Annotated in this window: 24 protein-coding genes; 11 read left to right on the forward strand and 13 right to left on the reverse strand. The window is 72.3% G+C overall.

The window, feature by feature from the left end; all coding sequences use genetic code 11:
• Window positions 1-122: 122 nt before the first annotated feature.
• Window positions 123-2,723, reverse strand: coding sequence for an NACHT domain-containing protein (locus ABS735_RS01470; protein ID WP_373905102.1), 2,601 nt, complete (start codon window positions 2,721-2,723; stop codon window positions 123-125).
• A gap of 32 nt (window positions 2,724-2,755) precedes the next feature.
• Window positions 2,756-5,317, reverse strand: a complete 2,562-nt coding sequence (locus ABS735_RS01475; protein WP_373905103.1) for an NACHT domain-containing protein — start codon at window positions 5,315-5,317, stop codon at window positions 2,756-2,758.
• 398 nt (window positions 5,318-5,715) lie between these two features.
• Here ABS735_RS01475 and ABS735_RS01480 point away from each other — a divergent pair, with 398 nt between their 5' ends.
• Window positions 5,716-6,402, forward strand: a complete 687-nt coding sequence (locus ABS735_RS01480) for a M23 family metallopeptidase (protein ID WP_373905104.1) — start codon at window positions 5,716-5,718, stop codon at window positions 6,400-6,402.
• Window positions 6,403-6,411: 9 nt separating this feature from the next.
• On the opposite strand, the gene ABS735_RS01485 is transcribed toward ABS735_RS01480, so the two are convergent.
• The gene (locus ABS735_RS01485) at window positions 6,412-7,011 is read right to left on the reverse strand and encodes a TetR/AcrR family transcriptional regulator (protein ID WP_373905105.1); all 600 of its coding nucleotides are present in this window, start codon (window positions 7,009-7,011) and stop codon (window positions 6,412-6,414) included.
• A gap of 146 nt (window positions 7,012-7,157) precedes the next feature.
• On the opposite strand from ABS735_RS01485, the gene ABS735_RS01490 reads away from it, so the two are divergent.
• Together ABS735_RS01490 and ABS735_RS01495 are read left to right on the forward strand one after the other, a co-directional pair.
• Window positions 7,158-8,759, forward strand: a complete 1,602-nt coding sequence (locus tag ABS735_RS01490; protein WP_373905106.1) for an MDR family MFS transporter — start codon at window positions 7,158-7,160, stop codon at window positions 8,757-8,759.
• Window positions 8,760-9,330: 571 nt separating this feature from the next.
• The gene (locus tag ABS735_RS01495) at window positions 9,331-10,203 is read left to right on the forward strand and encodes a septum formation family protein (protein WP_373905107.1); all 873 of its coding nucleotides are present in this window, start codon (window positions 9,331-9,333) and stop codon (window positions 10,201-10,203) included.
• Window positions 10,204-10,255: 52 nt separating this feature from the next.
• On the opposite strand, the gene ABS735_RS01500 is transcribed toward ABS735_RS01495, so the two are convergent.
• Window positions 10,256-10,636 carry an ATP-binding protein gene (locus ABS735_RS01500; protein ID WP_373905165.1) on the reverse strand — a complete coding sequence of 127 codons (381 nt, stop codon included), beginning with the start codon at window positions 10,634-10,636 and terminating at the stop codon, window positions 10,256-10,258.
• 158 nt (window positions 10,637-10,794) lie between these two features.
• Here ABS735_RS01500 and ABS735_RS01505 point away from each other — a divergent pair, with 158 nt between their 5' ends.
• Together ABS735_RS01505 and ABS735_RS01510 are read left to right on the forward strand one after the other, a co-directional pair.
• Window positions 10,795-11,643: a helix-turn-helix domain-containing protein gene (locus ABS735_RS01505; protein WP_373905108.1), complete on the forward strand. Its 849-nt coding sequence runs from the start codon at window positions 10,795-10,797 to the stop codon at window positions 11,641-11,643.
• Window positions 11,603-11,800: a DUF397 domain-containing protein gene (locus tag ABS735_RS01510; RefSeq protein ID WP_373905109.1), complete on the forward strand. Its 198-nt coding sequence runs from the start codon at window positions 11,603-11,605 to the stop codon at window positions 11,798-11,800. The genes ABS735_RS01505 and ABS735_RS01510 overlap by 41 nt, the downstream gene beginning before the upstream one ends.
• Before the next feature lie 199 nt (window positions 11,801-11,999).
• Here ABS735_RS01510 and ABS735_RS01515 read toward each other — a convergent pair whose 3' ends face one another.
• Complete coding sequence (locus ABS735_RS01515; RefSeq protein WP_373905110.1) at window positions 12,000-12,620, reverse strand: LysE family translocator; 621 nt, start codon at window positions 12,618-12,620, stop codon at window positions 12,000-12,002.
• A gap of 116 nt (window positions 12,621-12,736) precedes the next feature.
• Here ABS735_RS01515 and ABS735_RS01520 point away from each other — a divergent pair, with 116 nt between their 5' ends.
• From ABS735_RS01520 to ABS735_RS01535, 4 genes are all read left to right on the forward strand, one after another.
• Window positions 12,737-13,189, forward strand: coding sequence for an Lrp/AsnC family transcriptional regulator (locus tag ABS735_RS01520; RefSeq protein WP_373905111.1), 453 nt, complete (start codon window positions 12,737-12,739; stop codon window positions 13,187-13,189).
• 39 nt (window positions 13,190-13,228) lie between these two features.
• Window positions 13,229-13,639, forward strand: coding sequence for a helix-turn-helix transcriptional regulator (locus ABS735_RS01525; protein ID WP_373905112.1), 411 nt, complete (start codon window positions 13,229-13,231; stop codon window positions 13,637-13,639).
• Window positions 13,640-13,717: 78 nt separating this feature from the next.
• Complete coding sequence (locus tag ABS735_RS01530) at window positions 13,718-14,164, forward strand: VOC family protein (protein WP_373905113.1); 447 nt, start codon at window positions 13,718-13,720, stop codon at window positions 14,162-14,164.
• Between the two features lie 100 nt (window positions 14,165-14,264).
• Entirely contained in the window at window positions 14,265-15,191 is a 927-nt protein-coding gene (locus ABS735_RS01535) for a phosphotransferase family protein (protein WP_373905166.1), read from the forward strand.
• On the opposite strand, the gene cseC is transcribed toward ABS735_RS01535, so the two are convergent.
• From cseC to ABS735_RS01560, 5 genes are all read right to left on the reverse strand, one after another.
• On the reverse strand, window positions 15,107-16,723 hold the full coding sequence (gene cseC / locus ABS735_RS01540; protein ID WP_373905114.1) for a two-component system sensor histidine kinase CseC: 1,617 nt from the start codon (window positions 16,721-16,723) through the stop codon (window positions 15,107-15,109). The genes ABS735_RS01535 and cseC overlap by 85 nt on opposite strands.
• A 16-nt stretch (window positions 16,724-16,739) precedes the next feature.
• Window positions 16,740-17,444 (reverse strand): two-component system response regulator CseB, encoded by a 705-nt coding sequence (gene cseB, locus ABS735_RS01545; RefSeq protein ID WP_373905115.1) that lies wholly within the window; start codon window positions 17,442-17,444, stop codon window positions 16,740-16,742.
• Between the two features lie 127 nt (window positions 17,445-17,571).
• Window positions 17,572-18,249 (reverse strand): hypothetical protein, encoded by a 678-nt coding sequence (locus ABS735_RS01550; protein WP_373905116.1) that lies wholly within the window; start codon window positions 18,247-18,249, stop codon window positions 17,572-17,574.
• Entirely contained in the window at window positions 18,237-18,770 is a 534-nt protein-coding gene (locus tag ABS735_RS01555) for a SigE family RNA polymerase sigma factor (RefSeq protein ID WP_003975479.1), read from the reverse strand. The genes ABS735_RS01550 and ABS735_RS01555 overlap by 13 nt, the downstream gene beginning before the upstream one ends.
• Before the next feature lie 306 nt (window positions 18,771-19,076).
• Window positions 19,077-20,003: an HhH-GPD family protein gene (locus tag ABS735_RS01560; RefSeq protein ID WP_373905117.1), complete on the reverse strand. Its 927-nt coding sequence runs from the start codon at window positions 20,001-20,003 to the stop codon at window positions 19,077-19,079.
• 205 nt (window positions 20,004-20,208) lie between these two features.
• On the opposite strand from ABS735_RS01560, the gene ABS735_RS01565 reads away from it, so the two are divergent.
• Window positions 20,209-21,066, forward strand: a complete 858-nt coding sequence (locus ABS735_RS01565) for a hypothetical protein (protein ID WP_373905118.1) — start codon at window positions 20,209-20,211, stop codon at window positions 21,064-21,066.
• A 42-nt stretch (window positions 21,067-21,108) separates the two neighbouring features.
• Here ABS735_RS01565 and disA read toward each other — a convergent pair whose 3' ends face one another.
• Both disA and radA read right to left on the reverse strand, forming a co-directional pair.
• Window positions 21,109-22,233, reverse strand: a complete 1,125-nt coding sequence (gene disA / locus ABS735_RS01570; RefSeq protein WP_030404779.1) for a DNA integrity scanning diadenylate cyclase DisA — start codon at window positions 22,231-22,233, stop codon at window positions 21,109-21,111.
• An 81-nt stretch (window positions 22,234-22,314) separates the two neighbouring features.
• Complete coding sequence (gene radA / locus ABS735_RS01575) at window positions 22,315-23,724, reverse strand: DNA repair protein RadA (protein ID WP_373905119.1); 1,410 nt, start codon at window positions 23,722-23,724, stop codon at window positions 22,315-22,317.
• 320 nt (window positions 23,725-24,044) lie between these two features.
• On the opposite strand from radA, the gene ABS735_RS01580 reads away from it, so the two are divergent.
• Window positions 24,045-25,838 (forward strand): BACON domain-containing protein, encoded by a 1,794-nt coding sequence (locus ABS735_RS01580; RefSeq protein WP_373905120.1) that lies wholly within the window; start codon window positions 24,045-24,047, stop codon window positions 25,836-25,838.
• A 27-nt stretch (window positions 25,839-25,865) separates the two neighbouring features.
• On the opposite strand, the gene ABS735_RS01585 is transcribed toward ABS735_RS01580, so the two are convergent.
• Window positions 25,866-26,690: a DUF3109 family protein gene (locus ABS735_RS01585; RefSeq protein ID WP_373905121.1), complete on the reverse strand. Its 825-nt coding sequence runs from the start codon at window positions 26,688-26,690 to the stop codon at window positions 25,866-25,868.
• Between the last annotated feature and the right edge of the window lie 116 nt (window positions 26,691-26,806).

Consider the following 26,806-nt stretch of genomic DNA (forward strand, 5'->3'; position numbering starts at 1 on the left):
CGGGTCCTCTCATGCCTGCGCGGATGCCTGTCGGCAAAGTTGTCGCGTGCATGCTCGCCCCAACAAGTGGCCGGACGGCAACGATTGGGTTACTGAGGAGTAGTCAGCCGTCCGATCTGGGACTACGCCGTGATCTCCACCCCGTCCGGCACGTTCCGCACCCGCGGCAGCCGGGGGTTGACCCGCAGCACCCGCAGTCGGGGGAGACCGGACAGCCAGGAGACGTCCGTGTCGGGCAGCTCCGCGTTGAGCCACAGGTGGGTGAGCCGGTCGGGGAGCAGCCCCGCCAGCAGCTCCTCGGCCCGCATCACCCCGGCCACCTGGATGCGCGCACGCCCGCCGAGCTCGCGCAGTGCCGCCAGCTCGGCGGTGTCGGAGACCGGGAAGTAGAGGCCGTCCGGGTCCAGGTGGGCGATGATCTCCTGGGCGTACCGCTCGGTGTCGAAGTGCCGCCATCCCCGGGCCAGTTCGGCGCGCACCGGCAGGGCGGCGCGGGAGCGCAGCCGGACCAGGTAGTCGATGGCCGCGTCGTCCGCGACACGGGTCGCGGTGCAGGCGAGCAGCAGGGCCTGCCGGTCGTCGGGGACCTGGCCCGGGTCGGGCAGCAGCTCCAGGACGATGGGACCGACCCAGCCGAGACCCCGGGCGGCCAGTTCCGTCGTCGGGCGCACCAGGTTCTTCGTACGGTCGTGGACGAGCCGCTGGACGGCCGGGTCGAGTTCGGTCACGTGGTCCAGGCAGGCCGCGGCCATCAGCCGGCGGTGGTTGATCTGCGGGCGGCGCAGTCCGGGCGCGGGGGCCAGCAGCCGCTCCAGGAACTGCGCGCACTCCTCGGGCCGGGCGTGGGCGGCGGCCATGCGGATGACCTCCTCCCACTCGGACTGGTGGGCGTGGTCCACCAGCGTGGGGAACCGGCCGCGGGCCACGATCTCCTTGGCGGCCAGGTAGTCCTGGAAGGTGCGGTGGACGAAATCGACCGACTCGCCCGACCGTTCGCGCAGCAGTCCCGTGCGGTGCAGCAGGTGCCGGAAGATCGTCGCGCCGTCCCCCTGCGCGCGGGCGGCGGGCATCGCGGGCAGCGCGGCGTCCAGGATGGCGACCGCCCGCTCGCGGGTCAGCTCGGAGGCGTCCTCCTCCAGCATGGCGTGGGCCAGCTTCTGCAGCAGCCGTTCCCGGGTGCTCTGCTGGAGCCGCACGTCGTCGGCGTACAGCACGTCCCGTTCGGGGTCGCGGCGCTGGAGCAGCATCTCCAGGGCGGCGTCGTACAGCTCCTTGCGGCCGCTGGGCAGGGAGCCCGCCCGGTCGCGGTTGAGGGCGCATATCAGGCCGCACATCAGGGGGTTGGTGGCGAGCTGGCGCAGCTCGCGGTAGATGCGTACGGAGTGCAGCAGCCGCTGCTCGTACTCGTCCAGCGTTCTTCGTTCCCGCTCCCGTTCCCGCTCCCGCTCGCGCGGGCCGGGGGAGCGGCTCTGCTCGTCGAGGCGGGCCGCCGAGTGCCAGTCCCGGATGAACCGTGTCACCTGGTCCCGTGACATGGGCGCGAGGGACAGCTCGACGAAGTCCTCCTCGGCCAGCCCGCCCCCCGACAGCCAGCCGTCGGAGACGGCGGAGGGCCGGGAGGTGACCAGGCAGCCGTTGCCGGAGAAGACGCGCAGCAGTCGGCGCAGCCGGTCGCGCAGCTCGCCGCGCGTCTTCTCCGGCGCCTCGTCGATGCCGTCGACCAGCAGCAACGCGCGCCCGGCGAGCAGGGTGCGCACCACCCACCCCTCCGGTGCCCGGTCGGCGAGCGGGTGCCGGACCGCGTGCAGGAAGTCGTCCGGGGCCGGGAAGCCCTCGCGGGCGAAGCGGCGTACGGGCAGCACGAAGGGGATCCGGGAGCCCTCGCGGGCGGCGGCCACGGCCAGCCACTGCACCAGGGTCGTCTTGCCCGAGCCGGCGCCGCCGCGCAGCAGGACCCGTTCGTGGTCCTCCAAGGCACGGTCCGCGAGCAGTACGGTGCGCTGCTCGTCCTCCGCGCAGCTCACGCCGCCGCTGCGCTCCTCCGCCTCCAGGCTCAGATAGGTCTCCTCCAGCGGCCAACGGTCGGGCGCGTTGGGGAAGTCCACGCCGACGATGGTCAGCCAGCCGTGCCGCCGGGTCACCCACTGGGCGTACTCGGCCTCGAACGCCACGTCCTCCTCGGGCCGTTCGGTCTCCCGTGCCGCCGCCGCCTCGGCGTCGCCCTGGTCGACCAGCTGGGCGATCCGGCCGGCCCGTCCCGGCAGTTGCCGCTGGAGGTACGCGGAGCGCCGCACCAGGTGGTGCAGGACGTGCAGGCACACCGAGACCAGCAGCGCGTCGTGGAACCAGGCCGCGTCCGGCGACAGTTCCCGGTCGGCGCCCTGCACCGTGCCCCGCAGCCGCCGCGCGTAGTCCTGCGGGCCCAGTCGTACGGCGTCGGCGTCGGTGACGTCGACCTCGGCGATCGCGAGCAGGGTGCGGGCCAGGACGTCGACGACCGGGGCCAGTTCGGCGGTGGGCGCGGTGTGCCGCTCGGCGGCGAGGTGCACCAGGTCGGCGGCGGTGCGGTGGACGTCGTCCGGGGTGGCCGTGGCGTTGGTGCCCCGCCAGGTGACGAGGCCGGGGACCGGTTCGGAGCACACGGGTGGCCGGGCGGGGTCGCGGAACAGCCGGTGGACGAGGGGGGCGGCCAGGCGGGAGGGGGTGCGGACGACGGCATCCATGGATGTGGGTTACCCCTGGTGGTCGGTGGTGACTACGGCCGCTGGGAGAGGTTCCGGGTCTGCAGGCTCACCCCCTCCGGCACCTGCCGGGCCACCGCGACGTCGACTTCCGCGTTCACGTAGAGCCTCTCCAGGCGGGGGAAGTCCCGCAGCCAGGCCAGCCCGTCGACGGGGTGCGGGGCGTCCAGTTCGAGGTGGGTGAGGCGCTCGGCCACGAGCAGCGCGGTCAGGTCCTCGACCCGGTAGGCGCCGTGGACCACGACGCGTTTCCAGCCCCCCAGGGCGTGCAACGCGCGCAGGTCGTCGACGGAGGTCACCAGGACGTACCACTGCTGGGGCAGGTGGGCGAGGATCTCCCGGGCGTAGGTGTCGCGGTCGAAGTGCTGCCAGGAATCGGCCAGCACAACCTGCACGTCCCGCTGGGGATGGTCGCGGAAGCGGGTCAGGAACTGCAGCGCCGCCTCGCTGCCCACGTCGACGGCGGTCTGCACCACGACGGCCGCGGTCCGCTCGTCGACCCCGTCCGGTCCCGGCAGCAGCGCCAGCACCAGATCGCCCCCCGCGCGAGCCACCTCCCGGGCCGCCCTGAAGTCGGCCGGCGGGACGTGCTCCGCCAGCCCCTGCTCCACCCGCTTGCGCACCGCCGGCTCGACCTCCGCCGCGTAGCGCAGCCCGGCCGCCGCCAGCAGCGTGCCGCGCGGGGAGGCCAGTCCGGTCAGCCGGCGCAGCATGTACGCCGCCTCCTTCGGCCGGGCATGCGCGAGGGCGAGCAGGATCACGTCCTCCCACTGGTCGGCGGCCGCGTGGTTGACCAGCAGGTCGAAGTCCATCTCCTGCACGGCCAGCCGGGCACCCAGGTAGTCCTGGAAGGTGCGGTGGAGGAACTCCACCCGGCCCTCGGCGGGCTCGCGCAGCAGCCCGGAGCGCAGCAGCAGCGCGCGGTAGACGTCCTCCTCGCCCGTGTCGTCCAGGCTCAGCGCGGGCAGCGACCGGCTCACGATGCCGAGCGCCTCGTCTCGGTCCAGTTCCACCCGGCCGTTGCGGATCAGCCACCACGCCAGCTTCTGCAGGAGCTGCACCTGGACGGCGTACGGCAGCCGCGCCCCGTCGGGATCGGGCAGCTCCCGCTCCCGGTCCCGGCGTTCCAGCAGCATGGTCAGGGCGGCCTCGTACAGGGACCTGCGATCCTGCGGCAGGAAGCCGCGCCGGTCGCGGTGCAGGGCGCACAGCATGCCGCACATGAGCGGATTGGTGGCGAGCCCGCGCAGCTCGGAGGTGGCCCGCACGGACCGCGTCAGCGACTCGCCCACCGCCCTGTCCACGCCGGCCGCCCGGTGCCAGCGCCGTACGAAGGTGTCGATCTCCTCGCGTCCCATCGCGGCGAGGTCCACCTCGTCGAAGCCCTCGGCGGCCAGCCACTCCTCCGGCACCGCCGAGGGCCGCGAGGTGACCAGCCACAGGTTCCCGGGGAAGGCCCGCACCAGCTCGCGCAGCCAGCGCCGGGCGGCGGCACGGCGGTCCTGGGCGATCTCGTCGATGCCGTCGACCAGCAGCACCCCGCGCCGGGCCCGCAGCACGCGCTCCACCCAGCCCGGCGGCTGCTCCCCGGCGACGGGGCAGCCGACCGCGCGCAGGAAGTCGCCGGGAAAGGGCAGCTCGGCGCGCGGCCGGACGATGCGGCGCATCGGCAGCACGAACGGCACCCGCCCGATGAGGTGGGTCAGCCCGTGGTCGTAGACCCGGCTCGCGGCCGTGACCGCGAGCCACTGCACGAGGGTTGTCTTGCCGGACCCGGCGACGCCGCGCAGGAACACCTGGTCGTGGCCGGCGAGCACCTGCTCGGCGGCGACGGCCCGGGACGCGACGTCCCGTCCCGCCCGGGGCCGGGTCGCCTCCAGGCTCAGATAGGCCGTGTCCAGCGGCCACTCCCGGGTCCCGGCGTCCAGCCCGTAGATGGTGAGCGTGCCGTACCGGGCGGCGATGTGGTCCGCGTAGCGCTCCTCGAACCCGGCGTCCTCGGCCGACCGGGACGGCAGCCGTTCCAGCAGGACGTCGACGGCCTGGACCAGCCGGGCCAGCTGCTGTGTCTGGACGGTCTGCCGGCGGGCGACGTAGGTGGAGCGCTGGGTGAGGAAGTTCAGGATGTGCAGCGAGGCGGTGTGCAGCAGCCGCTCGTACAGCAGGGTGCCGCCCTCGCCCAGCCCGTACGGGGCCAGCGGCACGCCCGCGCTCAGCTCGCGGGCGAAGCGCTCGGGGCCGAGCCCGACGGCCTCGTAGTCCTCGACGGTGATCTCGCCGAGCCGGGCGAGCGTGCGGGCCAGGGCGTCCTTGACGGCCGCGGCCTCGGCGGCGTCGACGGGCTCCTCCCCGGGTCCTGCCGTGGTCAGCGCCCTGCGGACCAGCTCTCCGGCGATCTTCTCGACGTCCTTGGGCGTGACGGTCCGCTTCTCGCCCCGGAAGGACACCAGCGCCGAGATCCGCACCGGCCGGTCCACCAGCCCCGCTCCCGGCCCGTCCCGGACGAAGAGCCGACGGACGAGCGGCGTGACCGCGCTGGACGCGACACGGGCCCCGAGTGCTGTGACGTCGACCATGCTCCGAGCCTAGGTGAACCCCCTTCTGCGAGGGGCGGGTTAGCCGGGACGGGAGTAGCCCCCGTCACATTCGCCGACCCTTCGATCACGGCCGCCGGTGATGTGCCGCACAGGCCGATTGCCGTGTACTACGGGGAATAGTGGCCGCCACAAGAACTACGAAAACGGGCATACCGGAGCATCCGACGGGGGGCTTTCCGGGGCTCTGAGCTGGTTTTGTCCAAAATGGCCGCTCTGGTCTGAGTCATGAAGTTTCAGTCTGAAGTACTAAATAGGGTCGTAGGTCACACCTTTGTGCGGTTCGGGGTCGTCGGGTTACCAAGGTTGAGCCCGCCCGGTGAGCGCCTTGTGCGACCCGCCGGTGGGCATTCCTCTGCACCCGTCCCCATGAGGTTCGAATGTTCCCGCGTGTCACGTCCCGTTCTTCCCGTACGACCATCCGCACCCGCGCCGCGGTGATGGCCGCAGGCCTCGGAGCCTCGGTCGCACTGGGAGCCGGGGTCGCGGCCGCCACCGGCACCACGGCGGCCTCCAGCACCACCGCCGCCGCGAGCGCCGTAGAGGCCCAGGCCGCGGCGCAGGCCAAGGCGGCGAAGGCCGAGAAGGCCGCCGCGAGCGCCAAGAAGACCACCACCGCCAAGAAGACGGCCACCAAGAAGACGGCCGCCTCCTGGGTCGACCCGGTCAAGAAGTACGAGCTGAGCGCCAGCTTCGCCCAGAACGGCGGCATGTGGGCGCACAAGCACAGCGGCCAGGACTTCGCCGTGCCGATCGGCACCAACGTCGTCGCCGCCCACGGCGGCACCGTGGTCAAGGCCGGCGGCAACGGCGCCGGTGACGGCCCCGCCTACGGCAACGCGATCGTCATCAAGCACGGCAACGGCACGTACTCCCAGTACGCGCACCTGTCCAAGATCAACGTGAAGATCGGCCAGATCGTGAAGACGGGCCAGTCGATCGCCAAGTCCGGCAACACCGGTAACTCCAGCGGTCCGCACCTGCACTTCGAGATCCGCACGACCCCGAACTACGGCTCGGCCGTCGACCCGGTCGCCTTCCTGCGCAGCAAGGGCGTGACCGTCTGACGGACGGGGCTACGAGCCCGCGGCTCCCCGATGGGCCTGGGTGACCAGATCGGTGGCGACCTCGAGAACGGCAGCACGCTGTTCCTCGGGGTCGCCTTCGAGGTCCCGGAGCACGAACATCCCGGCGTGCAGCGTGAACAGCGCGCTGATGCAGCGGATCTGGTCGACCAGGTCCGCCTCGGGGTCCATGAGGATGTCGCGCAGGCCGAACATCCGGTGCTTGAACAGCTCGCCGATGCGCAGGTCCCGCACCGTCGCCTGGTTCTCCTGCATGAAGCGGAACAGCGGCGCCGCGCCGGCCAGCGCCTCGCTGTAACGCCGGATGATCTCCTGCTTCGTCTCCAGGGTGTGCGGCTGCTCCCGCCCCCAGGCGATCAGGTCCTCCAGTGGCCGGGAGAGGTCCTCGAAGATGCTGACGAGGATCTCTTCCTTGGTCTTGAAGTGGTAGTAGAGCGCGGCCTTGGTCACGTCCAGACGCTCGGCGATCTCGCGCAGGGAGGTCTTCTCGTACCCCTGCTCCGCGAAGAGCTCGAGCGCCACGTCCTGGATGCGCTGGCGGGTGTCCCCGCGGCGTCGCTGCTGCTTGGTGCCGTTCATTGTGCCGCCCATCCTCCTACGCACCTCCTGCCCCGCGCACTTTCCGAAAAACTTACTTGACGCCCGGCTAGTTACGCGCCTACCTTTCCCAGTGTAGACAACTTGCCGGGCGGCAAGTAAGTGGCAGTGGCACAGCGGTAGCTGGGGGAGTAGGAGAGATGGCCGAGAAAACGGAGGCGGCGACCGGCGAAGCCGGCGCCGGAAAGCAGCCGAGGAGCGTGCGGGTCGTCCTGCTCGCCCTCATGATCGCGATGATGCTCGCGATGCTCGACAACATGATCATCGGCACCGCGATGCCGACGATCGTCGGTGAGCTGGGCGGCCTGGAGCACCTCTCCTGGGTCGTCACCGCCTACACCCTGGCCACCGCGGCCTCCACCCCCCTGTGGGGCAAGCTCGGCGACATGTACGGCCGCAAGGGCTCGTTCATGACGTCGATCGTGATCTTCCTGGTCGGCTCGGCACTCAGCGGCATGGCCCAGGACATGGGCCAGCTCATCGGCTTCCGCGCCGTCCAGGGCCTGGGCGCCGGCGGTCTGATGGTCGGCGTCATGGCGATCATCGGCGACCTGATACCGCCCAGGGAGCGCGGCAAGTACCAGGGCATGATGGCCGGCGTCATGGCGCTGGCGATGATCGGCGGACCGCTGGTCGGCGGCACCATCACCGACCACTGGGGCTGGCGCTGGTCCTTCTACATCAACCTGCCGCTCGGCGCGGTCGCCCTGATCGCCATCAGCGCCGTACTGCACCTGCCGAAGAAGCGCAGCAAGGCCCGGATCGACTACCTGGGCGCGGCACTGCTCACCGTCGGCATCACCGCCATCGTGCTCGTCACCACCTGGGGCGGCACCGAGTACGCCTGGACCTCCGCGCGGATCATGGAGCTGATCGGCATCGGCGTCGCCGCGCTGGTCGGGTTCGTGTTCTGGCAGACCAGGGCCGCGGAGCCGATCGTGCCGCTGCACATCTTCCGCAGCCGCAACTTCACGCTGATGTCCGTCATCGGCTTCATCGTCGGCTTCGTGATGTTCGGCGCCACCCTCTTCCTGCCGCTGTACCAGCAGTCGGTGCAGGGCGCGTCCGCCACCAACTCGGGCCTGCTGCTCCTGCCCATGCTGGGCGCGATGCTCGTCACGTCGATGGTGGCCGGGCGGGTCACCACCAACACCGGCCGCTACAAGGTCTTCCCGGTGGCGGGCGGCGCGCTGATGACGCTCGGCCTGTTCCTGCTGTCGACCATGGACACCGACACCACCCGCTTCACCTCCGGCCTGTACATGGCCGTCGTCGGTCTCGGCATGGGCTGCCTGATGCAGATCACCATGCTGGTGGCGCAGAACAGCGTGGAGATGAAGGACATGGGCGTCGCGTCCTCGTCCACCACCCTCTTCCGTACCCTCGGCTCGTCCTTCGGCGTCGCGATCATGGGCGCGCTGTTCAACCACCGCGTCCAGGACGTCATGGCCGAGCGGGCCCCCTCGGGCTCCAAGGTGACGGAGCAGTCGGCGACGCTGACCGCGGACGCGCTGAACGCGCTGCCGGCGGCGGTCCGCGACGCCTACCAGCACGCGGTGTCCTCCGGCACCCACGGCGCGTTCCTCCTCGGCTCCGCGGTGGCCGTTCTCGCCCTGGTCGCGGCGGTCTTCGTGAAGGAGGTCCCGCTCAAGGGCGCGGGCCCGAAGGCGGCCGACACCCCGGCCGACGGTGACGGCGGCGACCCGGCCACGGCGAAGGCACCGGTGACCGAGTCCGTCTGACCTTGTGGCGGCCCACCGTCGCCCCCTCACCAGGCCCCCGGGTGGCTTCGGCCGCCCCGGGGGCCTTCCGGTCGTCCCCGCGCCCCGTCCGGCTGTTGAACGTAAGGCCTGCGCATGGACATGACTTTCCTGTCCGGCCAGGATGGGTGAGATCTCTCCCACCGCAGCACAGCGACGAACGAGGCCGCAGGATGCCGTACGAAGCCGAACCTCCGAGAACTGACGGGCAGTTGGGTCCCCCGCCGCCGCACGGTCCGGATCCTGCTGAGGCGTACGGATGGCAGGAGCCCTCGCCGGTCCCAGCGCCGCGTGAGTCCGGGTCTTCGTTCCAGCCGCAGCCCAAGCCCCAGCCGCAGACTCAGTCTTCGTACCAGTACCCGTACGCGTATCCGGGCCCGCCCGCGTTCCAGTCTCCGGAGCCTTCCGGAACCAGCGGACTCGCGGTCACCGCCTTCGTCCTGGCCGTGACTCTCGTCCTCAGCCCGGTGGGCCTGGTTCTCGGCGTCGTGGCCCTCGTCCGTCTCGCCCGCCGGGCCCGGGAGCGTCGGCCGCTGCGGGGCAAGGGCCTCGCGTGGCCGCGGTCTCCGTCTCGGGGGCGGTGGCTCTCGTCGCCGTCCTGATCCTGACCGGCCTGGTCCGGGTGTGGACCTTCTCCAGCGGTGTACAGCGCGATGACGACGGGTCCGTCGGGCAGAAGACCAGCGCCACCGTCATCGACCTGCGCAAGGGTGACTGCTTCACCCCGCAGGGCGGACTGCCCGACGGCACCAACCGGAATCCGGGTGTCCTCAAGGTGGACATCGTCCCCTGTGACCAGCCGCACCAGGGTGAGGCCTACGGCGTCGCCACGGTCCACGGCCCGGACCGCTACCCCGGCAACGCTGCCGTCACCCGGCTGTCCCGCGGGGCCTGCGTGAACCCCCTCTTCTCCTACGTTGCCGACCTGTACGCCATGCCGCCGGTCCGTACGTACTTCTTCCAGCCGGACCAGGCCGGCTGGACGGCAGGCAGACGAGGCGTCCTGTGCTGGATCGGCGACCCCTCCGGCACACTGCGGGAGTCGGTCCGTCAGTCCGCCACCGACCTGGACCCCGACCAGCGCGCCTTCGTCGAGGCCCTCCACCCGCTCAGCGCCGCGAGCCTGTACATGCCGGTCGAAGAGCCCACCGACGGCAACCTCACGGAGTACACGGCGTGGGCCCGGCTCAATGTCGGGGCCGTCCGGGACACCGTGAGCAACCTGAGGCGGACCGACCTGCCCGCCGTTGACCGCTCCGCCGTGGACGACGTGGTGCGGCAGCTTCAGGTCACCGGCCTCTCGTGGGACAAGGCCGCCCGCGCCAAGGACGTGGCCACCCTGCGTGCCGCCCTCGCCGAGGTCCAGGACCGGTCCGCGGCCGACCAGGTCGCCCAGGCTCGTAAGCTGCTCGGCCTGCCGGCGTAGGGCGGGGCCCCGGGACCGGAGAACGCCGGCTACGACCTGCTGCGGGACCTGCTCAAGGCCACCGCGGCCCCGACCGGCCGCATCTGCTGACGCACTCGAACCACACGGTCTTGCCCTGCCCGTCCGCGTACGGCGTCACGCCCCACCGGTCGGCCACCGCGGCGACGATCACGAGTCCGCGCCCGCCCTCGCCCAGCGCGTCGACAGCCGCCGGGACCGGCAGCTCCGGGCAGCCGTCGGCGACCTCCACCCGCACCGCGCCGGGCCGCAGCAGGAAGCACACGCGGCCGCGACGGCCGGGCACGTGCCGTACGACGTTGGCGACCAGCTCCGTGAGCGCCAGCTCGGCGGCGTCGGTCACCTCGGCCAGCCCCGAGCGGACGAGGTAAAGCCGCAGGACGCGGCGCAGATGGCGGGCCGAGTGCGCGCCCATGGCGAACTCGGCGCGGTACTGGCTCTCAACGTCCGCCGCCTGCGGACCGGTTACGTGATTCACGCCACAAGCCTGCGACGCACTGCATACGCTCGACTACGCACAGAAACGAACGCCGTGAGGCGTTGCCGTCCGCAGTCCCGGAGTGAGGTGCCGCAGTGGCCAACATCCAGTCCCTCGACCCGACCGCGTCCCCGCTCGACTACTACGGCTGGGAGCTGCGCCGCCAGCGCGAGGCCCACGGCCTCAAGCAGGGCCAACTCGGCGACATCATCTTCTGCACCGGCTCACTGGTCGGCCAGATCGAAACGACGAAGAAGGTCCCGACGCGGGACTTCTCCGAGCGCGTGGACGCCGCGCTGGGCACGGACGGCCTGTTCTCCCGCCTGATCGGCCTGGTCCTGCGCAGCCAACTCCCCACGTGGTTCCAGCCGTACGCGGAGATGGAGGCGAAGGCGACGTACATCTCCACGTATCAGGCGCAGTTGGTCTACGGGCTGTTGCAGACGGAGGAGTACGCGCGGGCGGTACTCGCCACCGGCATGCCGGAGGACTTGGAAGGTCTGCTGGCGGCTCGGATGGAACGCCAGCGTGTTCTGGAACGTGAGCAGCCGCCGCTGGCCTGGGTGGTGCTGGACGAGGCCGTACTGCACCGGCCGATCGGCGGCCCCGAGGTCATGCGGCGGCAACTGGCCCGGTTGTTGGAGTTCGCCGGTCACCGCTGGATGCAGGTGCAGGTACTGCCGAACGAGGTTGGGGCGCATGCCAGCCTCGCTGGTTCGTTCACCGCCATGCGCTTCGACGACGACCCGGACATCATCTACACGGAAGACGTCATCTCCGGCCACATGACGGCCAATCCGGAGACCATCAGGGAAGCCGCGCTCCGTTACGCTCGCTTGCAGGCCGCCGCCCTCTCCGTGGAGGATTCGGCGGAACTGATCATCCGCGTGATGGAGGAACGCTATGGACGCTGCTCCCAGCCCGAGGAACATCCGGTGGCGTAAGTCCAGTTACAGCGGTAACACCGGCGGCGAATGCGTCGAGGTCGGCGAGAACTGCTCCGTCGGCTCTGTTCCCGTCCGGGACAGCAAGAACCCGGATGGTCCCGTCGTGACCGTCGCCGCCCCCGCCTGGCAGTCCTTCATCCAAGGACTGCGCTAGCCATCTGTCATCGGGCCGCTCATTTGAGCAGCCCGATGACAACCACCCTCAAGTTGCTCACGCTTTTACTGCCCACCCCGGTCTGCCTGCCGGGCGAGGAACTCCTCGAACGCCGCCCGCTGCTTCGGATCCATGAAGTCCCGGCGGACCTGGCGGGCCTTCTCCTCTTCGACGGCCGGACTACGGGCGTGCCTGACGCCTAACCGACCAGGCGCTCCGCCAGCAGCAGGGCGCCGACGAGGATCATCGCCGCGCCCGAGAAGCGGGTCACCGCGGTGGCGACGGCCGGGCGGGCGCACAGGATCCGGCGTGCCGTGGTGCCGACCCCCGTGTAGACCACGGCGCAGTTGGCCGTGTGCACCAGGCCCAGCGCGACGATCTGCGCGGCGAAGGGCCAGTCGGCGTTCCGGGCGGCGAACTGCGGCAGGAGGGCGAGGAACAGCAGCAGCGCCTTGGGGTTGAGGCCGCTGATGCCCGCCCCACGGGCCGCGCGGCCCACCCACGAGCCTGAGCCGTCCCCCTCGTCGCCGTCCTCGGCACGGGGCGCCGCGGGGCGGGCCAGGGTCGTGGCGCCGAGCCAGATCAGGTACGCCGCACCGGCGGCCGTCAGCGCGGTCAGCACCGTCGACGAACCGGCGACCGCGGTCGCGAGGCCCGCGGCGACCACGGCGGTCAGCAGGACGTATCCGCTCAGCAGCCCGCCGACGGCGGGCAGCACCGACCGGTGGCGCAGCCCCGCCGTGATCGCGTAGGCCCAGTCCGCTCCCGGGACGAGCACCAGCAGGAAGGACACCGACCAGAACGCCCCGATGCCGGCCATCTCCACGTCTCCACCTCACACTTCTTCCAGCTCTCCTGGGTAGATTAGGAAAGAACGCCCGGAAGGTGCTTTCAAGTTTTCCCCGACTCCCGACCGGGCGTGGAAGAATTTCCCCCATGGACGACGTGGACCGGCAGATTCTTGCGGAGCTGCAGAAGGACGGCCGACAGACCCTGACCGAACTCGCCGAGCGGGTCCGGCTCAGCGTCTCCCCCTGCCACCGGCGCCTGCGCGCCCTGGAACGCTCCGGGGCGATCACCGGCTACCACGCCGCACTGAACGCCTCCGCGCTCGGCCTGGGCTTCGAGGCCCTGGTCTTCGTCACCATGCGCTACGAGGACCGCCAGACCGTCGCCGCCTTCGAAGCGGCCGTGGCCGAGATCCCCCATGTCCTCCAGGCCCAGCGGCTGTTCGGCGACCCCGACTACCTCCTGCGCGTCGTCACCCGCGACCTCGAGTCGTACCGGCGGCTCTACGACGAGCGCCTCGCTTCACTCCCCGGCGTCCAGCGCCTCAGCTCCACCCTCGTCATGGCCAACCTCGTCGACGCCCGGCCCCTGCCCCTGTGACACCCGGCCGTTGTCGGTGCCCCGTGCCACCATCGGCGTATGGACAAGCTGCGGCAGCTGCGGCTGGCGAAGGACGCCATGGACCGTGACTGGGCCGACCCGGCGCTCGACCTCGACGCGGTGGCCGCACACGCCGGGTACTCCCGGTACCACTTCCTGCGCGCCTTCAAGGAGGCGTACGGCGAGACCCCCGGCCAGTACCTCACCCGGCGCCGCATCGAGCGCGCCGAGGACATGCTGCGCACCGCCGGCCTGTCCGTCACCGAGATCTGCCACCTGGTCGGCTTCAGCAGCCTGGGCACCTTCTCCACCCGCTTCAAGGCGCGCACCGGCCTGACCCCGAGCGAGTACCGGACGAAGCACGTGGGCCGGGGCACCGCCCTCATCCCGGGCTGCTACGTCATGCACTGGGCGGGCGGAGTGCGGCGCAATTCCGGAGAAGCGCACTGACTCTCCCGCTGCCTACCGTGGCAGAACGGGCCGCGAGGGCCGCGGCACAAGCTGAAACACGGGCGACGGGAGTACGTCATGATCAAGGGACTCGCCATCTCGACCGTCTGGGTCCTCGACCAGGACCGGGCCAAGGAGTTCTACACCCAGAAGCTGGGCCTTGAGGTCCGCACCGACCTCACGATGGGCGAGGGCGGCATGCGCTGGCTCACCGTCGGCTCCCCGAACCAGCCCGACGTCGAGCTGACGCTGATGGTCCCGAGCGGACCCGCGATGGACCCCGAGTCCGCCGAGATGATCAAGAAGCTGGTGGCCAAGGGCGCCCTCGGCGCCGGCGTCCTGACCACCGACGACATCCACGGGGACTACAAGAAGCTCAAGGACCGCGGGGTCGAGTTCCTCCAGGAGCCGCAGGAGCGCCCGTACGGCACGGAGGCCCTCTTCCGCGACGACTCCGGCAACTGGTTCTCCTTCACCCAGCCCCGCGAGGGCGGCCTCGACATGGACCAGGACTTCGCCTGCTGACACCCCGCGTCCCACCGGCGGCGCGCTCCAGCGAGAAAACCCCTCGACCGGGACGTCCCGCGCCAGGAACATGAGCACCGGTCCCACGGAGGAGGACGGTGTGCAGCAAGGCGAACTCCGCCGCGCGGTCGAGGCCGGACGGGCGACCGTTTCGGAGCTGGGCCTTCAGGTCGACGACGTGGTCGTCATCCACAACTCGGACCGCGTCGCACTGCGCATGGTCCCTTGTGGGGTTCTGGCTCGGGTCGCGCCGTCAGGGCATCTGGCCGATTCCGCGTTCGAAGTGGAGGTGGCTCGCAGACTCGCCGACGCCGGCGCTCCGGTGGCCGAGCTCGACCCTCGGGTCGACCCCCGGGTCCAGGTGCGGGATGCCTTCGCCGTCTCGCTCTGGACCTACTACGAACCGGTGGGAGCGGAGATCGCGCCTGCCGACTACGCGGACGTGCTCGTGCGGCACCATGCCGCCCTGCGCCGGATCGACGTGGACGCGCCGCACTTCACCGATCGAGTGGCCGCGGCGCTGGGAGCGGTGAGCGACCGGGAGCGGTCTCCCGAGCTGCCCGATTCCGACCGGGAACTCCTCCACGACACACTCAGCGGTCTGAGCGCCGCGATCGGCATCGACAGGGCCCGCGACCAGCTGTTGCACGGCGAGCCGCATCCGGGCAATCTCCTGAACACCAGGAGAGGGCCGCTCTTCGTGGACCTCGCCACGTGCTGCCGTGGGCCGATCGAGTTCGACCTCGCCCATGCGCCGGAAGAAGTGGCAGAGCACTACGCGGGCGCCGACCACGACCTGACCCACCGGTGCCGCGCGCTGAACTGGGCGATGTTCTCCGCCTGGCGCTGGCGCCGGGACGACCAGATGCCCGGCCGGGACCACTGGAGAACAGAGGGGCTCGACCGGGTTCGTGCCGCACTCGACCGCTGCGGAGCCGGGCGTCACCGCTTGCCGGACGCCTCCTGGGACGCCTCCCGGGACGGCGACGATGTCCCGCCGTTCGACCGGTCCGGCAGCATCGGGTAGCTCCCCGTGTTCGTCGGCGCGTGTTCCGGGAGCCACAGGACGGCGACCGCGCCCTCGGCCGGTACGTGGGCGGGGGCGCCGGCCGGTCGTACGTTGCGGAAGGTGAGCCGGGCGCCCAGGACCCGGGCCTGTCCCGCCGCGATGGTCAGGCCGAGGCCGTGGCCGCGGCCGGCCCGGTCCGTGCTGCCGGTGCGGAACCGGCTCGGCCCCTCGGCCAGCAGGTCCTCGGGGAAGCCCGGCCCGTGGTCACGGACCCGGATCACCCGGCCCTCGACGCTGACCTCGACGGGCGAGCGGCCGTGCCGGGCGGCGTTGGCGAGCAGGTTGAACAGCACGCGCTCCAGGCGGCGCGGGTCGGTGGTGACCTCCGACTCGTGGATCACCCGCACCTCGACGGCCGGGTCCTTGGCGGCGACCCGCCGGGACACGAAGTGGCCGAGCATGATGTCCTGCAGCTCGGCCCGCTCCGAGGCCCCGTCGAGCCGGGCCACCTCCAGGACGTCCTCGACGAGCGTGCGCATCGCCTTCGCCCGGTCGAGGACCAGCTCGGTCGGCCGGCCCGGCGGCAGCAGTTCCGCGGCCGTGAGCAGACCCGTCACCGGCGTACGCAGCTCGTGCGCGATGTCCGCGGTGACCCGGCGCTCGGCCTCGATCCGCTGCTGCAACGCGTCCGCCATCGCGTCCACGGCACGCGCGACGTCGTCCGTCTCGTCCCGGACGACGCCCCCGATGGCGTCCCGCACCCGGACGTCCGCCTCGCCGCCCGCGACCCGGTTCGCGGCGGCGGCGGCCTTGCGCAGCCGGCGCGACAGCTGACCGCCGATGAGCACACCGAGCGCGCTGCCGCCCAGCACGACCGCGATCGAGCCGATCACCAGGGCCTGGTCCAGGTCGCTGAGGATGTCCGCGCTGCGGTCGGTGAAACCGGAGTGCAGCGACATCACGTGCCCGTCCTTGAGCGGCACGGCCGCCCAGACATCGGTCACACCGTTCGCCCGCTCGGAGACGTACGTGGCCCGCCGCCCCGCCTCGACCTTGCGGCGCAGCTCCGGCGGCAGGGCGGGGTCGTCGATCTGGGCGTTGGGGAAGTTCTGCCGCCCGGACAGCTCGTAGTTGCGCTGGGCGATCAGGACCCGGTCGTCCGCGAGGTCACGGGCGTTGTCGAGCATCGACACCCGGGCGGCGTTGTGCACGACCAGGCTCAGCGCGACCGCCACCAGCGCGCCGACCAGCGCGATGGCCGCGCTCAGCTTCCAGCGCAGCCCGGTGCGGACACCGCGGGCACGGATACCGCGGGCACCGAGACCGTGCGCACGGCGACGGCCTGCGTCGCTGCCGTCCGCACGCAGGACGCGCGTACGGACGCCCGGTCCCGTGCGCTCATCCGCCGGCCCCGCATGCTCGCCCGGTGGCCCCGTGCGCTCACCCGGCCGCGTGCGCTCACCCGGCCCCGTGTGGTCACCCGGCCCCGTGTGGTCGTACGGCTGCCCCGGAGGCGAGGCGGTCCGGCGGCGTCGGAAGAACCCCCGCATATCCCTGTATCCCCGCTCAGGCCTTCAACTTGTAGCCGAAGCCGCGGACCGTCTCGATCCGGTCCTGGCCGATCTTGGTGCGCAGCCGCTGCACGTGCACGTCGACGACGCGGGTGTCCCCGCCCCAGCCGTAGTCCCACACCCGTTCCAGCAGCTTGTCGCGCGAGAGCACGGTGCCCGGCGCGGAGGAGAACTCCAGCAGCAGCCGCATCTCGGTCGGGGTGAGCGCCACCGGCCGTCCGGCCCGGCGCACCTCCATGCCGTCGGTGTCGATCTCCAGGTCGCCGAAGCTGAGGACGCCCCCGGCGTCCGCGGCGCCGGCCGCCTCCGCCCGGCCGCCGCCCCCGGCGTGGCCGAAGCGGCGCAGCACCGCCCGGATCCGGGCCACCAGCACGGCCCCGTCGAACGGCTTGGTCACGTAGTCGTCGGCGCCGGCCTCCAGGCCGAGCACCACGTCGATGGAGTCCGCCCGCGCCGACAGCATGATCACCGGCACCGTGGACTCGTCCCGGATACGGCGGCACAGGCTGACGCCGTCGAGGCCGGGGAGCATGACGTCGAGGAGGGCGATGTCGGGACGGTCGGCCCGGAAGGACTCCAGGCCCGAGAGCCCGTCGGGCATCGCGGTGACCGCGAAGCCGTCCCGCTCCAGGGCGAGCTGGGTGGCCTCGCGGATGACGTCGTCGTCCTCGACGAACAGGACGTGGGTCTGATCTGCCATCCCGGTGCTCTCAGTCCTCATGGTGTGGTCGGGTCGAACGGGGTGCCGGACCGGCCGCGCACCGCGTTCACCCGGTCATCGGTGCGAGCGGCCCGATCGGTTCACGCCGGCCGGCGCGACGGGCGGGTCAGCCGTCCGGCTCGGGAGCCGGGGTGGGCGCGTTCCCCGCGGCCTTGCTGTAGTCGTTGTGGGTGCGGTACTCCTCGGCGAACCGGCCCGAGGCCCAGCGGTACGTGATCACGTTGTCACTGGACGGACTCGACACCGGGTCCTCCTTGTCGTACACCTGCTTGGTCACCACCAGGTCGCCGCGGTCGATCTCCGCGTAGACCGGCGGTGCCTCGGCCTTGAACACATTCTGGTATCCGCCGTCCTCCTCGCGGTACACGTAACTGCCCACACCCACCGTGTCGCCGCACGTCAGCACGTTGACGACGACGTCGTCCGCCGAGCCGCCCGTCAGCCTGCCGTACGACACGTCGATCGGGTACTCGTCGGCGACGCACGGCTTCAGCTCGCGCTTGACCTCCGCGGAGACCTTGGGGTCGGCCTTGACGAGCCGCACCGCGTCCACGCGGTCGGGGGCCTTGGAGGGCGACGCCTTCGCCGCGGGCTCGGGGGACGAGGAGGCGGCGCCGCCCACCGCGTCCGCGTGGGCCGGGCCCTCGTCGCGGGCGCCGGTGCCGCCGGTCCCGCAGCCGGACAGGGAAACGCCGAGGGCGACGAACACGGCCACCGCCGTACTCGCCGCCTGCGTGGTTCTCCGGGTCTCCCCGGGTGTCCGACCGTCGGTCAGGCCGCGCAACGCTCCCGCTCCTCACGCTCCAGCGCCCGTGCGTCCAGATCGCGGGCGACCAGCTCCTCGCGGAGCCGGGCGAGCGCCCGGTGCAGCGTGCTCTTGACCGTTCCCGCCGACATGCCGAGGGCGGCGGCGGTCTCCTCCGTTGACATCTGCTCCCAGTGTCGCAGCACCACGACGCTGCGCTGCTTCGGGGCGAGCACCTTCAGGACGTCCATCAGCAGGGCGCGGTCCGCGTGCTGCTCGGTGGCGTCGTCCATGGGGGACTCGGGGAGCTGCTCGGTCGGCACCTCCTCCAGCTTCCGCGCCCGCCACCACTCGGTCCGCGTGTTGATCATCACCCGGCGCAGGTAGGCGTCCGCGAGCCGCTTGTCCTCGATGGTCTCCCAGCGCCCGTACGTCCGCGCCAGCGCGGTCTGCAGCAGGTCCTGGGCGTCGACGGGGTCGGGGACCAGGCGCCGGGCGCTGCGCAGCAGCGCGTCCTGCCGGGTGCGGACGTACTCCTCGAACTCGAGCACCTCGCCCATGTCAACCGCCTTCCGATCCCCGTAATCCGGCGGTGGTCACCGCCGGCCCACTGCCTGTGGTCCGTAGTCGTGCCGTGCCCCCTGGGCACGCAAACGAAGGTAGGGAAGCGTTGTCACGGCGCTGTGCGAAGCAGCCTGCGGCAAACCCTCGGCTGTCCGTCGGTTGTGTAACGGAAGTAGGAACCGGGTAAATCGGCAGCCCACTTGATGGCGACATGAGGTGATTTGCCCGACGGGGGAGCTGTCGCAGAGATACCCGGGTGACTGTCACAGAGGTACCCGGAGTCTCCGTGCCCCGGCTGTGGGTCAGCTCAGCGGCAGCCGGTACAGCCCGTCCGCCAGCGGCTCCACCAGACCGTCGGCCACGAGGCCGTCCAGGGCGCGGGCGCGCTGGGCCGGCTCCTGCCACACCTGGTCGAGGGCCGCCTGCGGCACGGGCCCGGTCGCCTCCCGCAACACCGCGAGCAGCCGCCCGCGCACCTGCCGGTCGGTGCCCGCGTACGTCTGGGCGCGCCGCGGCGGCCCGTCGTGCGCGGGCTTGCCGGCCAGCCGCCAGGCGCACTGGGCCGCGATCGGGCAGCGGTGGCACGACTCGTTCTTCGCCGTGCAGACCAGGGCGCCCAGCTCCATCGAGGCGGCGGCCCAGCGGGCGGCGCTCGCCTCCTCGTCGGGCAGCAGCGCCCGGGCCAGCTTCCGCTCGGCGGCGGTGGTGGCGTTCGGCGGGTACTGCACGCCGGTGACCGCGCGGGCGAAGACCCGGCGGACGTTGGTGTCCAGCACGGCGTGCCGCTGGCCGTAGGCGAAGGAGGCGACCGCGGCGGCCGTGTACTCGCCGATGCCGGGCAGCGCCAGCAGCTGCGCGTGGTCGGCGGGTACGTCGCCGCCGTGCCGTTCCGTTATGGCCGCGGCGGCGCCGTGCAGGCGCAGGGCGCGGCGCGGGTAGCCGAGCCGGCCCCAGGCCCGCACGGCCTCGCCGGGTGCCTCGGCGGCGAGGTCGGCGGGGCGCGGCCAGCGGGCCAGCCACTGCTCGTACACGGGCTGGACGCGGCTGACCGGGGTCTGCTGGAGCATGAACTCGCTGACCATCACGCCCCAGGCGCCGGCCTCCGGGCGTCGCCACGGCAGATCGCGGGCGTGTTCGTCGAACCAGTCGATGACGGGGGCGTGCAGCGGCACGCCGGACGCGGCGGGGTCGGAGGGTCCGCTTGGCGAGGGCTTCGTGGGCGCAGTCATGACCCTCCGATCCTGCCACGGGAGGACCTCCGCACGGGAACACCGCCACCGGAGACCCTTGCGGACGTCACCCGGCCGTCGACAGGGGTCCGGTGATCACCGACGGGGTGCCGGGACGATCTCCGGAATGATGATCCGTAAAAGTTGCGAGCCCGAACGGCGGGTGGGACAGGGGAACGCGCCGATCTCTCGTACAGTTTGCGCCGTGGGATCTCTGCGCAATCCGGTCGGGCCGCTTCCCTCCTCCATCTACTGGCGACGGAGGGCCGTACTGCTGTCCCTTTTCGCCCTGTTGGCGCTATTGATCGCCTGGATCGTGGTCTCCGGCGGCGGGGGCGGTGGCAAGGGCCGCGAGGACGGGGCCGACGGCAAGAACCCGGCGCCGTCGATCACTCCGGGTCCGTCGGGTTCCGGCCCGGCGATCAGCCAGGCACCGGGCGGACGCGACGAGTCGGGGAGCGGGGACTCCAACGGCTCGGGCTCCGGGTCGAGTTCCGGCGGCGGTGACGGATCGGGTGCCGGAGCAGGTTCCGGCGGCGGCGAGTCCGGCGGTGGGTCCGGTGGCGGTGACGGGGCGGGCAGCGTCGGTGGCGGCGGCTCCGCGGGCGGCGCGGTGACCGGCGTCGGCGCGGGTGACGCACTGCCCGCCGGGTCGGCCCTGCCCAACTGCACGCCGGGTACGGTGAAGTTGAGCCTGCGCAGCATCCGCAACGACTACTCGCCCGGACAGACCCCGGCCTTCGAACTGACCGCGCGGAACACCTCCGGCGGCGACTGCCAGGTCGATCTCGGCCCGAAGCACGCGGTGTTCACGATCACCCCGGCCAGCGGAGACGACGCCTACTGGTCCTCGGACGACTGCGTCGAGGGCAAGGGCAGCCTGCGGTACCGGGTGGCCGCCGGAAGCGGCATCACCTACACCGTGAAGTGGGACCGCAAGCCGAGCGCCCCCGAGTGCGGTACACCGCCCGCGGGTTCGGCCAAGGCGGGCACCTACCTGGTGGAGGCCAAGGCGGCCGGTTTCGAGAAGGTGCAGACGTCCTTCGTCCTGAAGAACGACTGACGCGGACGCGGCGGCCACCATGGGCCCGCCGCGCCGCCGGGCTCAGACGTAACGCTCGAGGATCGACGACTCCGCCAGCCGCGACAGCCCTTCCCGCACGCTGCGCGCCCGCGCCTCGCCGACGCCGTCCACCGTCTGCAGGTCGTCGACGCTGGCGGCGAGCAGCTTCTGCAGGCCGCCGAAGTGCTCCACCAGCCGGTCGATGATCGCGCCCGGCAGCCGCGGCACCTTGGCCAGCAGCCGGAAGCCGCGCGGCGACACCGCCGAGTCCAGTGTCTCGGGAGACCCGGTGTAGCCCAACGCCCGTGCCACGGTCGACAGTTCCAGCAGCTCGGCGTGGCTGAGCTTGTCCAGCTCGGCGAGCGCCTCGTCGACCGTGCGGGAGCGCTTGGCGGTCGGCTCGGGCACGTAGTCCCGCACGACCAGCTCGCGCTCCGGCTCCACGCCGGCGATCAACTCGTCCAACTGCAGTGCGAGGAGCCGCCCGTCCGTCCCCAGCTCCACCACGTACTCGGCGATCTCGGTGGCGATCCGGCGCACCATCTCCAGCCGCTGCGCGACCGCCGAGACGTCCCGCACCGTCACCAGGTCCTCGATCTCCAGCGCCGACAGCGTGCCCGCGACCTCGTCGAGGCGCAGCTTGTACCGCTCCAGGGTCGCCAGGGCCTGGTTGGCCCGCGACAGGATGGCGGCGGAATCCTCCAGCACCCGCCGCTGCCCGTCCACGTACAGGGCGATCAGCCGCATGGACTGCGAGACGGAGACGACGGGGAACCCGACCTGCTTGCTGACCCGGTCCGCCGTACGGTGCCGGGTGCCGGTCTCCTCCGTGGGAATGGTCGGATCCGGAAGGAGCTGCACCCCCGCCCGCAGGATCTTCGACAGGTCCGAGGACAGCACGATGCCGCCGTCGAGCTTGCACAGCTCGCGCAGCCGGGTCGCGGTGAACTCGACGTCCAGCACGAAACCGCCCGTGCACATCTGCTCGACGGTCTTGTCGGAACCCAGCACGATCAGACCGCCGGTGTTGCCGCGCAGGACCCGCTCCAGGCCGTCGCGCAGGGACGTGCCGGGCGCCACGGCGCTCAGTGAGGCGCGCATCAGGCCATCGGCACCGGCACTCCCACCGGACTTTCCGGGAGCTGCTGCCCGGTCGTTGGCTGCCACTGCACTCCTCCGGTCGCAGGTTCTTCTGGCGCTCCCGTGTCGCACATTCGGTCGTACGGACGGGCGAGACCAGGGCAAAGTCTACCGGCGGTCCCCCTCCTCCCGTGGGGCCTCTCGGCGACGCGAGCGCGGAAGCACCCGCAGGGCGTCCCCCATGTCCGCGACTTCCAGGACCTTCATGCCGTCAGGGACCCTGCCGGGATCGGCCGGTACCAGGGCGTGCGTGAAGCCCAGCCGGTGCGCCTCGGAGAGCCTGCGCTGCACGCCCGTGACCCGTCTCACCTCTCCGGCGAGGCCGACCTCGCCGATCGCCACGAGGTTCTTGGGCAGCGGAGTGTCACTCGCCGCACTCGCCAACGCCAGCGCGACGGCGAGGTCGGCGGCCGGCTCGGAGAGCTTCACCCCACCGACCGTCGCGCTGTAGATGTCCCTTTTGCCCAGGGCGCTGATGCGCCCGCGCTGCTCCAGCACGGCCAGCATCATCGACACCCGCGAGGTCTCGAGGCCGGAGGTCGTGCGCCGGGGAGAGGGGATCTGCGAGTCGACGGTCAGCGCCTGCACCTCGGCGACCAGCGGCCGGCGCCCCTCCAGGGTGACGGTCAGACAGGTGCCGGGCACCGGCTCGGCACGCCGGGTGAGGAACAGCCCGCTGGGATCGGCGAGCCCGGTGATCCCCTCGTCGTGCAACTCGAAGCAGCCGACCTCGTCCGTCGTCCCGTACCGGTTCTTGACGCCGCGCACCAGCCGCAGCCGCGCATGCCGGTCGCCCTCGAAGTGCAGCACGACGTCCACGAGGTGCTCGAGGAGCCGCGGTCCGGCGATGGCCCCGTCCTTGGTGACGTGGCCCACGAGGAGCGTGGACATGCCGCGCTCCTTGGAGGCGCGGATCAGCGCGCCCGCCACCTCCCGCACCTGTGCCATGCCGCCCGGGGCGCCGTCGATCTCGGGCGAGGCGACCGTCTGCACGGAGTCCAGGATCAGCAGCGACGGCTTCACGGCGTCCAGGTGCCCGAGCACCGCCGCGAGGTCGGTCTCGGCGGCGAGATACAGATGGTCGTCGATGGCGTGGATCCGGTCGGCCCGCAGCCGCACCTGGCTCGCCGACTCCTCACCGGTGACGTAAAGAGTCCGGTGCTCGTCGCTCGCGGACTTGGCCGCCACGTCAAGGAGCAGCGTGGACTTGCCGACGCCCGGCTCACCCGCGACGAGCACCACTGCGCCGGGCACCAGACCGCCGCCGAGCACCCGGTCCAGCTCGGGCACACCGGTGGAGCGGGCGGTCGCCTGCCGGCCGTCGACCTGCCCGATCGGCACCGCGGACGTGGTCACGCGCCCCGGGGTGGTCGTACGCACGGCGGGCGCGCCGTACTCCTCGACCGTGCCCCAGGCCTGGCATTCGGGGCAGCGGCCGAGCCACTTGGCCGTCTGCCAGCCGCACTCGGTGCAGCGGTAGGACGGCCGTTCCTTGGCGGACTTCGTACGGGCAGCCATGCACGAACCGTAACCGCCCCCACTGACAGCGGGCCCCGCGGTCCGTTCCCAGGGCGCAGGCGCGGGCGTGGGCGCGGGACCGCCCACCCGTGCCGCCCCGGCGGCACGACTGCCCGCAGCTGCGCGACCCCGACCCATCCACCGAACCCGCACGGGCGCCGCAGACACCCGCAGGCGCCCCGAACGGACGACCACGACCCCGCCCCGGCCACGGAAGGACAGCTTCCTGTCCCCTTATGAGGGATCGTTTCACCCGTACGGATTAAAAGTGCCCAACGCGCCAGTTCGCGCCACCCATAGCCCCCTACGGTCGCCGAGTGATGAGGAGCAGTCCGGAAACCACGACCCGCACGACCGGCGCACACCGGGCGCACCGGGAAGCGCGTGACCGCAGCGCGGCGAGGGCGCTGGCACAGCCGCCGGCGCAGCGTCCGCCCGTGCGATACGCCGCGTACGACGCGTATCTGGACGGCCTGTTCACGTACTGCCTGTCCGTGCTCTGCGACCACGACGCCGCGACCGCCGCCCTGGGCGACGTCCTCGCGCTCGCCGAGCGCCGCGGCCACCGCGGCCCGGCGTCCGCGGCCGACCGCAGGGCCTGGCTGTACGCGCTGGCCCGCTGGGCCTGCCTGCGCAGGCTGGCCGAGGCCAAGCAGAAACGTCCGAGCAGCCACGCGGCGGGCCGCCCCACCACGGCCCCCGCGCCCCACGCCGCCCCCACGGCACCCACACCCCCCACGGCCCGGGCCGACGACGAGACCCACCAGCGGCACCGCAGCGAACTCGCCCTCCTCGCCTGGCCGGAGGCCGCCGGCACCACCCCCGAGCAGCGCGAGGCCCTCGAACTCGCCGTGCGCCACCACCTCGCCCCGCACGAGGTCGCCGCCGTCCTCGGCATGGACCTGGCCGCCGCCCGCGAACTGCTCGCCTCCGCCGCCTGCGAGGTGGAACGCACCCGCGCCGCCCTCGCCGTGGTCGAGACCGGCACCTGCGCGGGCGTCGCCCGCCTCACCGGCGACAACCGCTACGTCCTCAGCAGCGCCCTGCGCCGCGAGCTGGTCCGGCACGTGGACGACTGCCCGCGCTGCCGCCGTACCGCCGAGCGCGCGATCCCCGGCCGCTGGCCCGGCACCAGCGTCACCCCCGCCGAGCTGCCCGTCCTGGAGGCCCCCCGCGCCGCCCTGTACGGAGCCCCGGCCCACACCCCCCGCACGCGGGGCAGCGCCCCCCGCTTCGACCGGCGCGGCTTCCCGATGGACCCCAAGGACCGCGCGGCCCGGCGGGACCGCCTGCGCGCGCGTGCCGTCACCACCACCGTCGTCGCCACCGTCGTGGCCGCCCCCGTGATCGCCCTGTGGGCGGCCTACCGGGGCACCCCCGTCGTCGAGGGCGAGGGGGGTCGCTCGGCCAGCGCCAGCGAGGCGCAGGACCCGGACGGCCTGGAGGGCGAGTCGGCGGGCGGCGGCTATGGCTACGAGAACGCGGGCAACGCCAGCACCACCCCGGGCACCGGCTTCGGCGAGAACGGCGAGGCCGACGTCTCCGTGGAGGTCGTCGGCGTCTCCGGCGCCGACGGGAAGGGGACCGGCCACCTGGGGGTCACGGCCGGCCACGACGGCGACACCACGCTGGTCACCCTGACCGCGACCGGCGACGCCCCGGTGCGCTGGTCCGCGTCCGTCGGCGCCTCCTGGCTCTACCTGAGCCAGTCCTCGGGGACCCTGCGCCCCGGCGAGTCCCTGACGGTCAGGGTGTACGTCGACCACCTGCGCGAGCCGTCCGGCCACTGGAGCGCACGGGTGGCCGTCTCGCCCGCCGGCGCCGTCGTGACCATCGAGGGCTACGGCCCCGCCCCCACCCCGTCCCGCCCGGGCCCGCGCCCGCGCCCCAGCACGCCCGACGACACGACATCCCCGTCCCGTCCGGGCCAGGACCCGGACCCGTCCACCTCGCAGCCCTCCGATCCGGACCCGACGCCCACCGACGACCCGCCGCCGACGTCGCCCGACCCGGACCCGACGACCGGCGAGCCGTCCCCGACCGGCGGCCCGGACGGCTCGTCACCACCGCCGGGCGAGGGTGACAGCGGCGCCCCGAGCCCGTCCGGCACGTAGCACCGGCACGGGACCCGGGTCCGCCTCTCAGCGAGCGGGATCCGCCGGATGCGGTGCCAGCAACGGCAGCTGCGAGGCCAGCCGCTCCTCGCACAGCTCCACCAGCCGGTCGTACCCCGCCTTGCCCATCAGCTCGATCAGCTCCGGCCGGTAGGAGACGTACACGGGCTCGCCCGCGCCGTGCGCCGAGGTCGCCGACGTGCACCACCAGTGCAGGTCGTGACCGCCCGGGCCCCAGCCGCGCCGGTCGTACTCACCGATCGACACCTGCAGGACGCGCGTGTCGTCGGGCCGGTCGATCCACTCGTACGTCCGCCGGACCGGCAGCTGCCAGCACACGTCCGGCTTGGTCTCCAGCGGTTCCCGGCCCTCCTTCAGCGCCAGGATGTGCAGCGAGCAGCCCGCGCCCCCGGAGAAACCCGGACGGTTCTGGAAGATGCAGGAGCCCTGGAAGGGCCGGGTCTGCCGGGAGCCCTCGTCGTCCTCGGAGGTCCAGCCGTTCCGCGTGCCCTCGGCGTGGTGCTGCCAGATGTCCGGAGTGAGCCTCGCCACGTGCCCGGCGACCCGCTTCTCGTCGTCCTCGTCGGAGAAGTGCGCGCCCAGCGAGCAGCACCCGTCGTCCGCGCGGCCCGCCTGGATGCCCTGGCAGCCGCTGCCGAAGATGCAGTTCCAGCGGGAGGTCAGCCATGTCAGATCGCACCGGAAGACCTGCTCGTCGTCCGCCGGATCCGGAAACTCCACCCACGCGCGCGCGAAGTCGAGCCCCTTCTCGTCGCTCGCCTCTTCGCCCAGTGCGCGCCTTTTGTCCTTCTTGACCGACTTTTCGTCCTTCGCCTTTTTCGTCTTTGGCACGGCTCCAGGGTAAGTCGCCGGACCGCAAGGACGGGACCAAGGACGGGACCAAGGACGGACCAAGGACGGACCAAGGACGGACCAAGGACGGCACCACCGCGAGCGCCGCTGGCAGT

The sequence above is a fragment of the Streptomyces sp. MMCC 100 genome (assembly GCF_041538145.2).
Lineage (GTDB): Bacteria > Actinomycetota > Actinomycetes > Streptomycetales > Streptomycetaceae > Streptomyces.

Coding starts and splice junctions, on each gene's coding strand:
- ABS735_RS01485 (WP_373905105.1), bottom strand. CDS start 7,011: ATGGGCGGCACAATGAACGGCACCAAGCAGCAGCGACGCCGCGGGGAC.
- ABS735_RS01530 (WP_373905113.1), top strand. CDS start 13,718: ATGATCAAGGGACTCGCCATCTCGACCGTCTGGGTCCTCGACCAGGAC.
- ABS735_RS01525 (WP_373905112.1), top strand. CDS start 13,229: ATGGACAAGCTGCGGCAGCTGCGGCTGGCGAAGGACGCCATGGACCGT.
- cseC (WP_373905114.1), bottom strand. CDS start 16,723: ATGCGGGGGTTCTTCCGACGCCGCCGGACCGCCTCGCCTCCGGGGCAG.
- ABS735_RS01555 (WP_003975479.1), bottom strand. CDS start 18,770: ATGGGCGAGGTGCTCGAGTTCGAGGAGTACGTCCGCACCCGGCAGGAC.
- ABS735_RS01510 (WP_373905109.1), top strand. CDS start 11,603: ATGGACGCTGCTCCCAGCCCGAGGAACATCCGGTGGCGTAAGTCCAGT.
- ABS735_RS01580 (WP_373905120.1), top strand. CDS start 24,045: ATGAGGAGCAGTCCGGAAACCACGACCCGCACGACCGGCGCACACCGG.
- ABS735_RS01560 (WP_373905117.1), bottom strand. CDS start 20,003: ATGACTGCGCCCACGAAGCCCTCGCCAAGCGGACCCTCCGACCCCGCC.
- ABS735_RS01475 (WP_373905103.1), bottom strand. CDS start 5,317: ATGGTCGACGTCACAGCACTCGGGGCCCGTGTCGCGTCCAGCGCGGTC.
- ABS735_RS01470 (WP_373905102.1), bottom strand. CDS start 2,723: ATGGATGCCGTCGTCCGCACCCCCTCCCGCCTGGCCGCCCCCCTCGTC.
- cseB (WP_373905115.1), bottom strand. CDS start 17,444: ATGGCAGATCAGACCCACGTCCTGTTCGTCGAGGACGACGACGTCATC.
- ABS735_RS01490 (WP_373905106.1), top strand. CDS start 7,158: ATGGCCGAGAAAACGGAGGCGGCGACCGGCGAAGCCGGCGCCGGAAAG.
- ABS735_RS01500 (WP_373905165.1), bottom strand. CDS start 10,636: ATGGGCGCGCACTCGGCCCGCCATCTGCGCCGCGTCCTGCGGCTTTAC.
- radA (WP_373905119.1), bottom strand. CDS start 23,724: ATGGCTGCCCGTACGAAGTCCGCCAAGGAACGGCCGTCCTACCGCTGC.
- ABS735_RS01520 (WP_373905111.1), top strand. CDS start 12,737: ATGGACGACGTGGACCGGCAGATTCTTGCGGAGCTGCAGAAGGACGGC.
- ABS735_RS01515 (WP_373905110.1), bottom strand. CDS start 12,620: ATGGCCGGCATCGGGGCGTTCTGGTCGGTGTCCTTCCTGCTGGTGCTC.
- ABS735_RS01480 (WP_373905104.1), top strand. CDS start 5,716: ATGTTCCCGCGTGTCACGTCCCGTTCTTCCCGTACGACCATCCGCACC.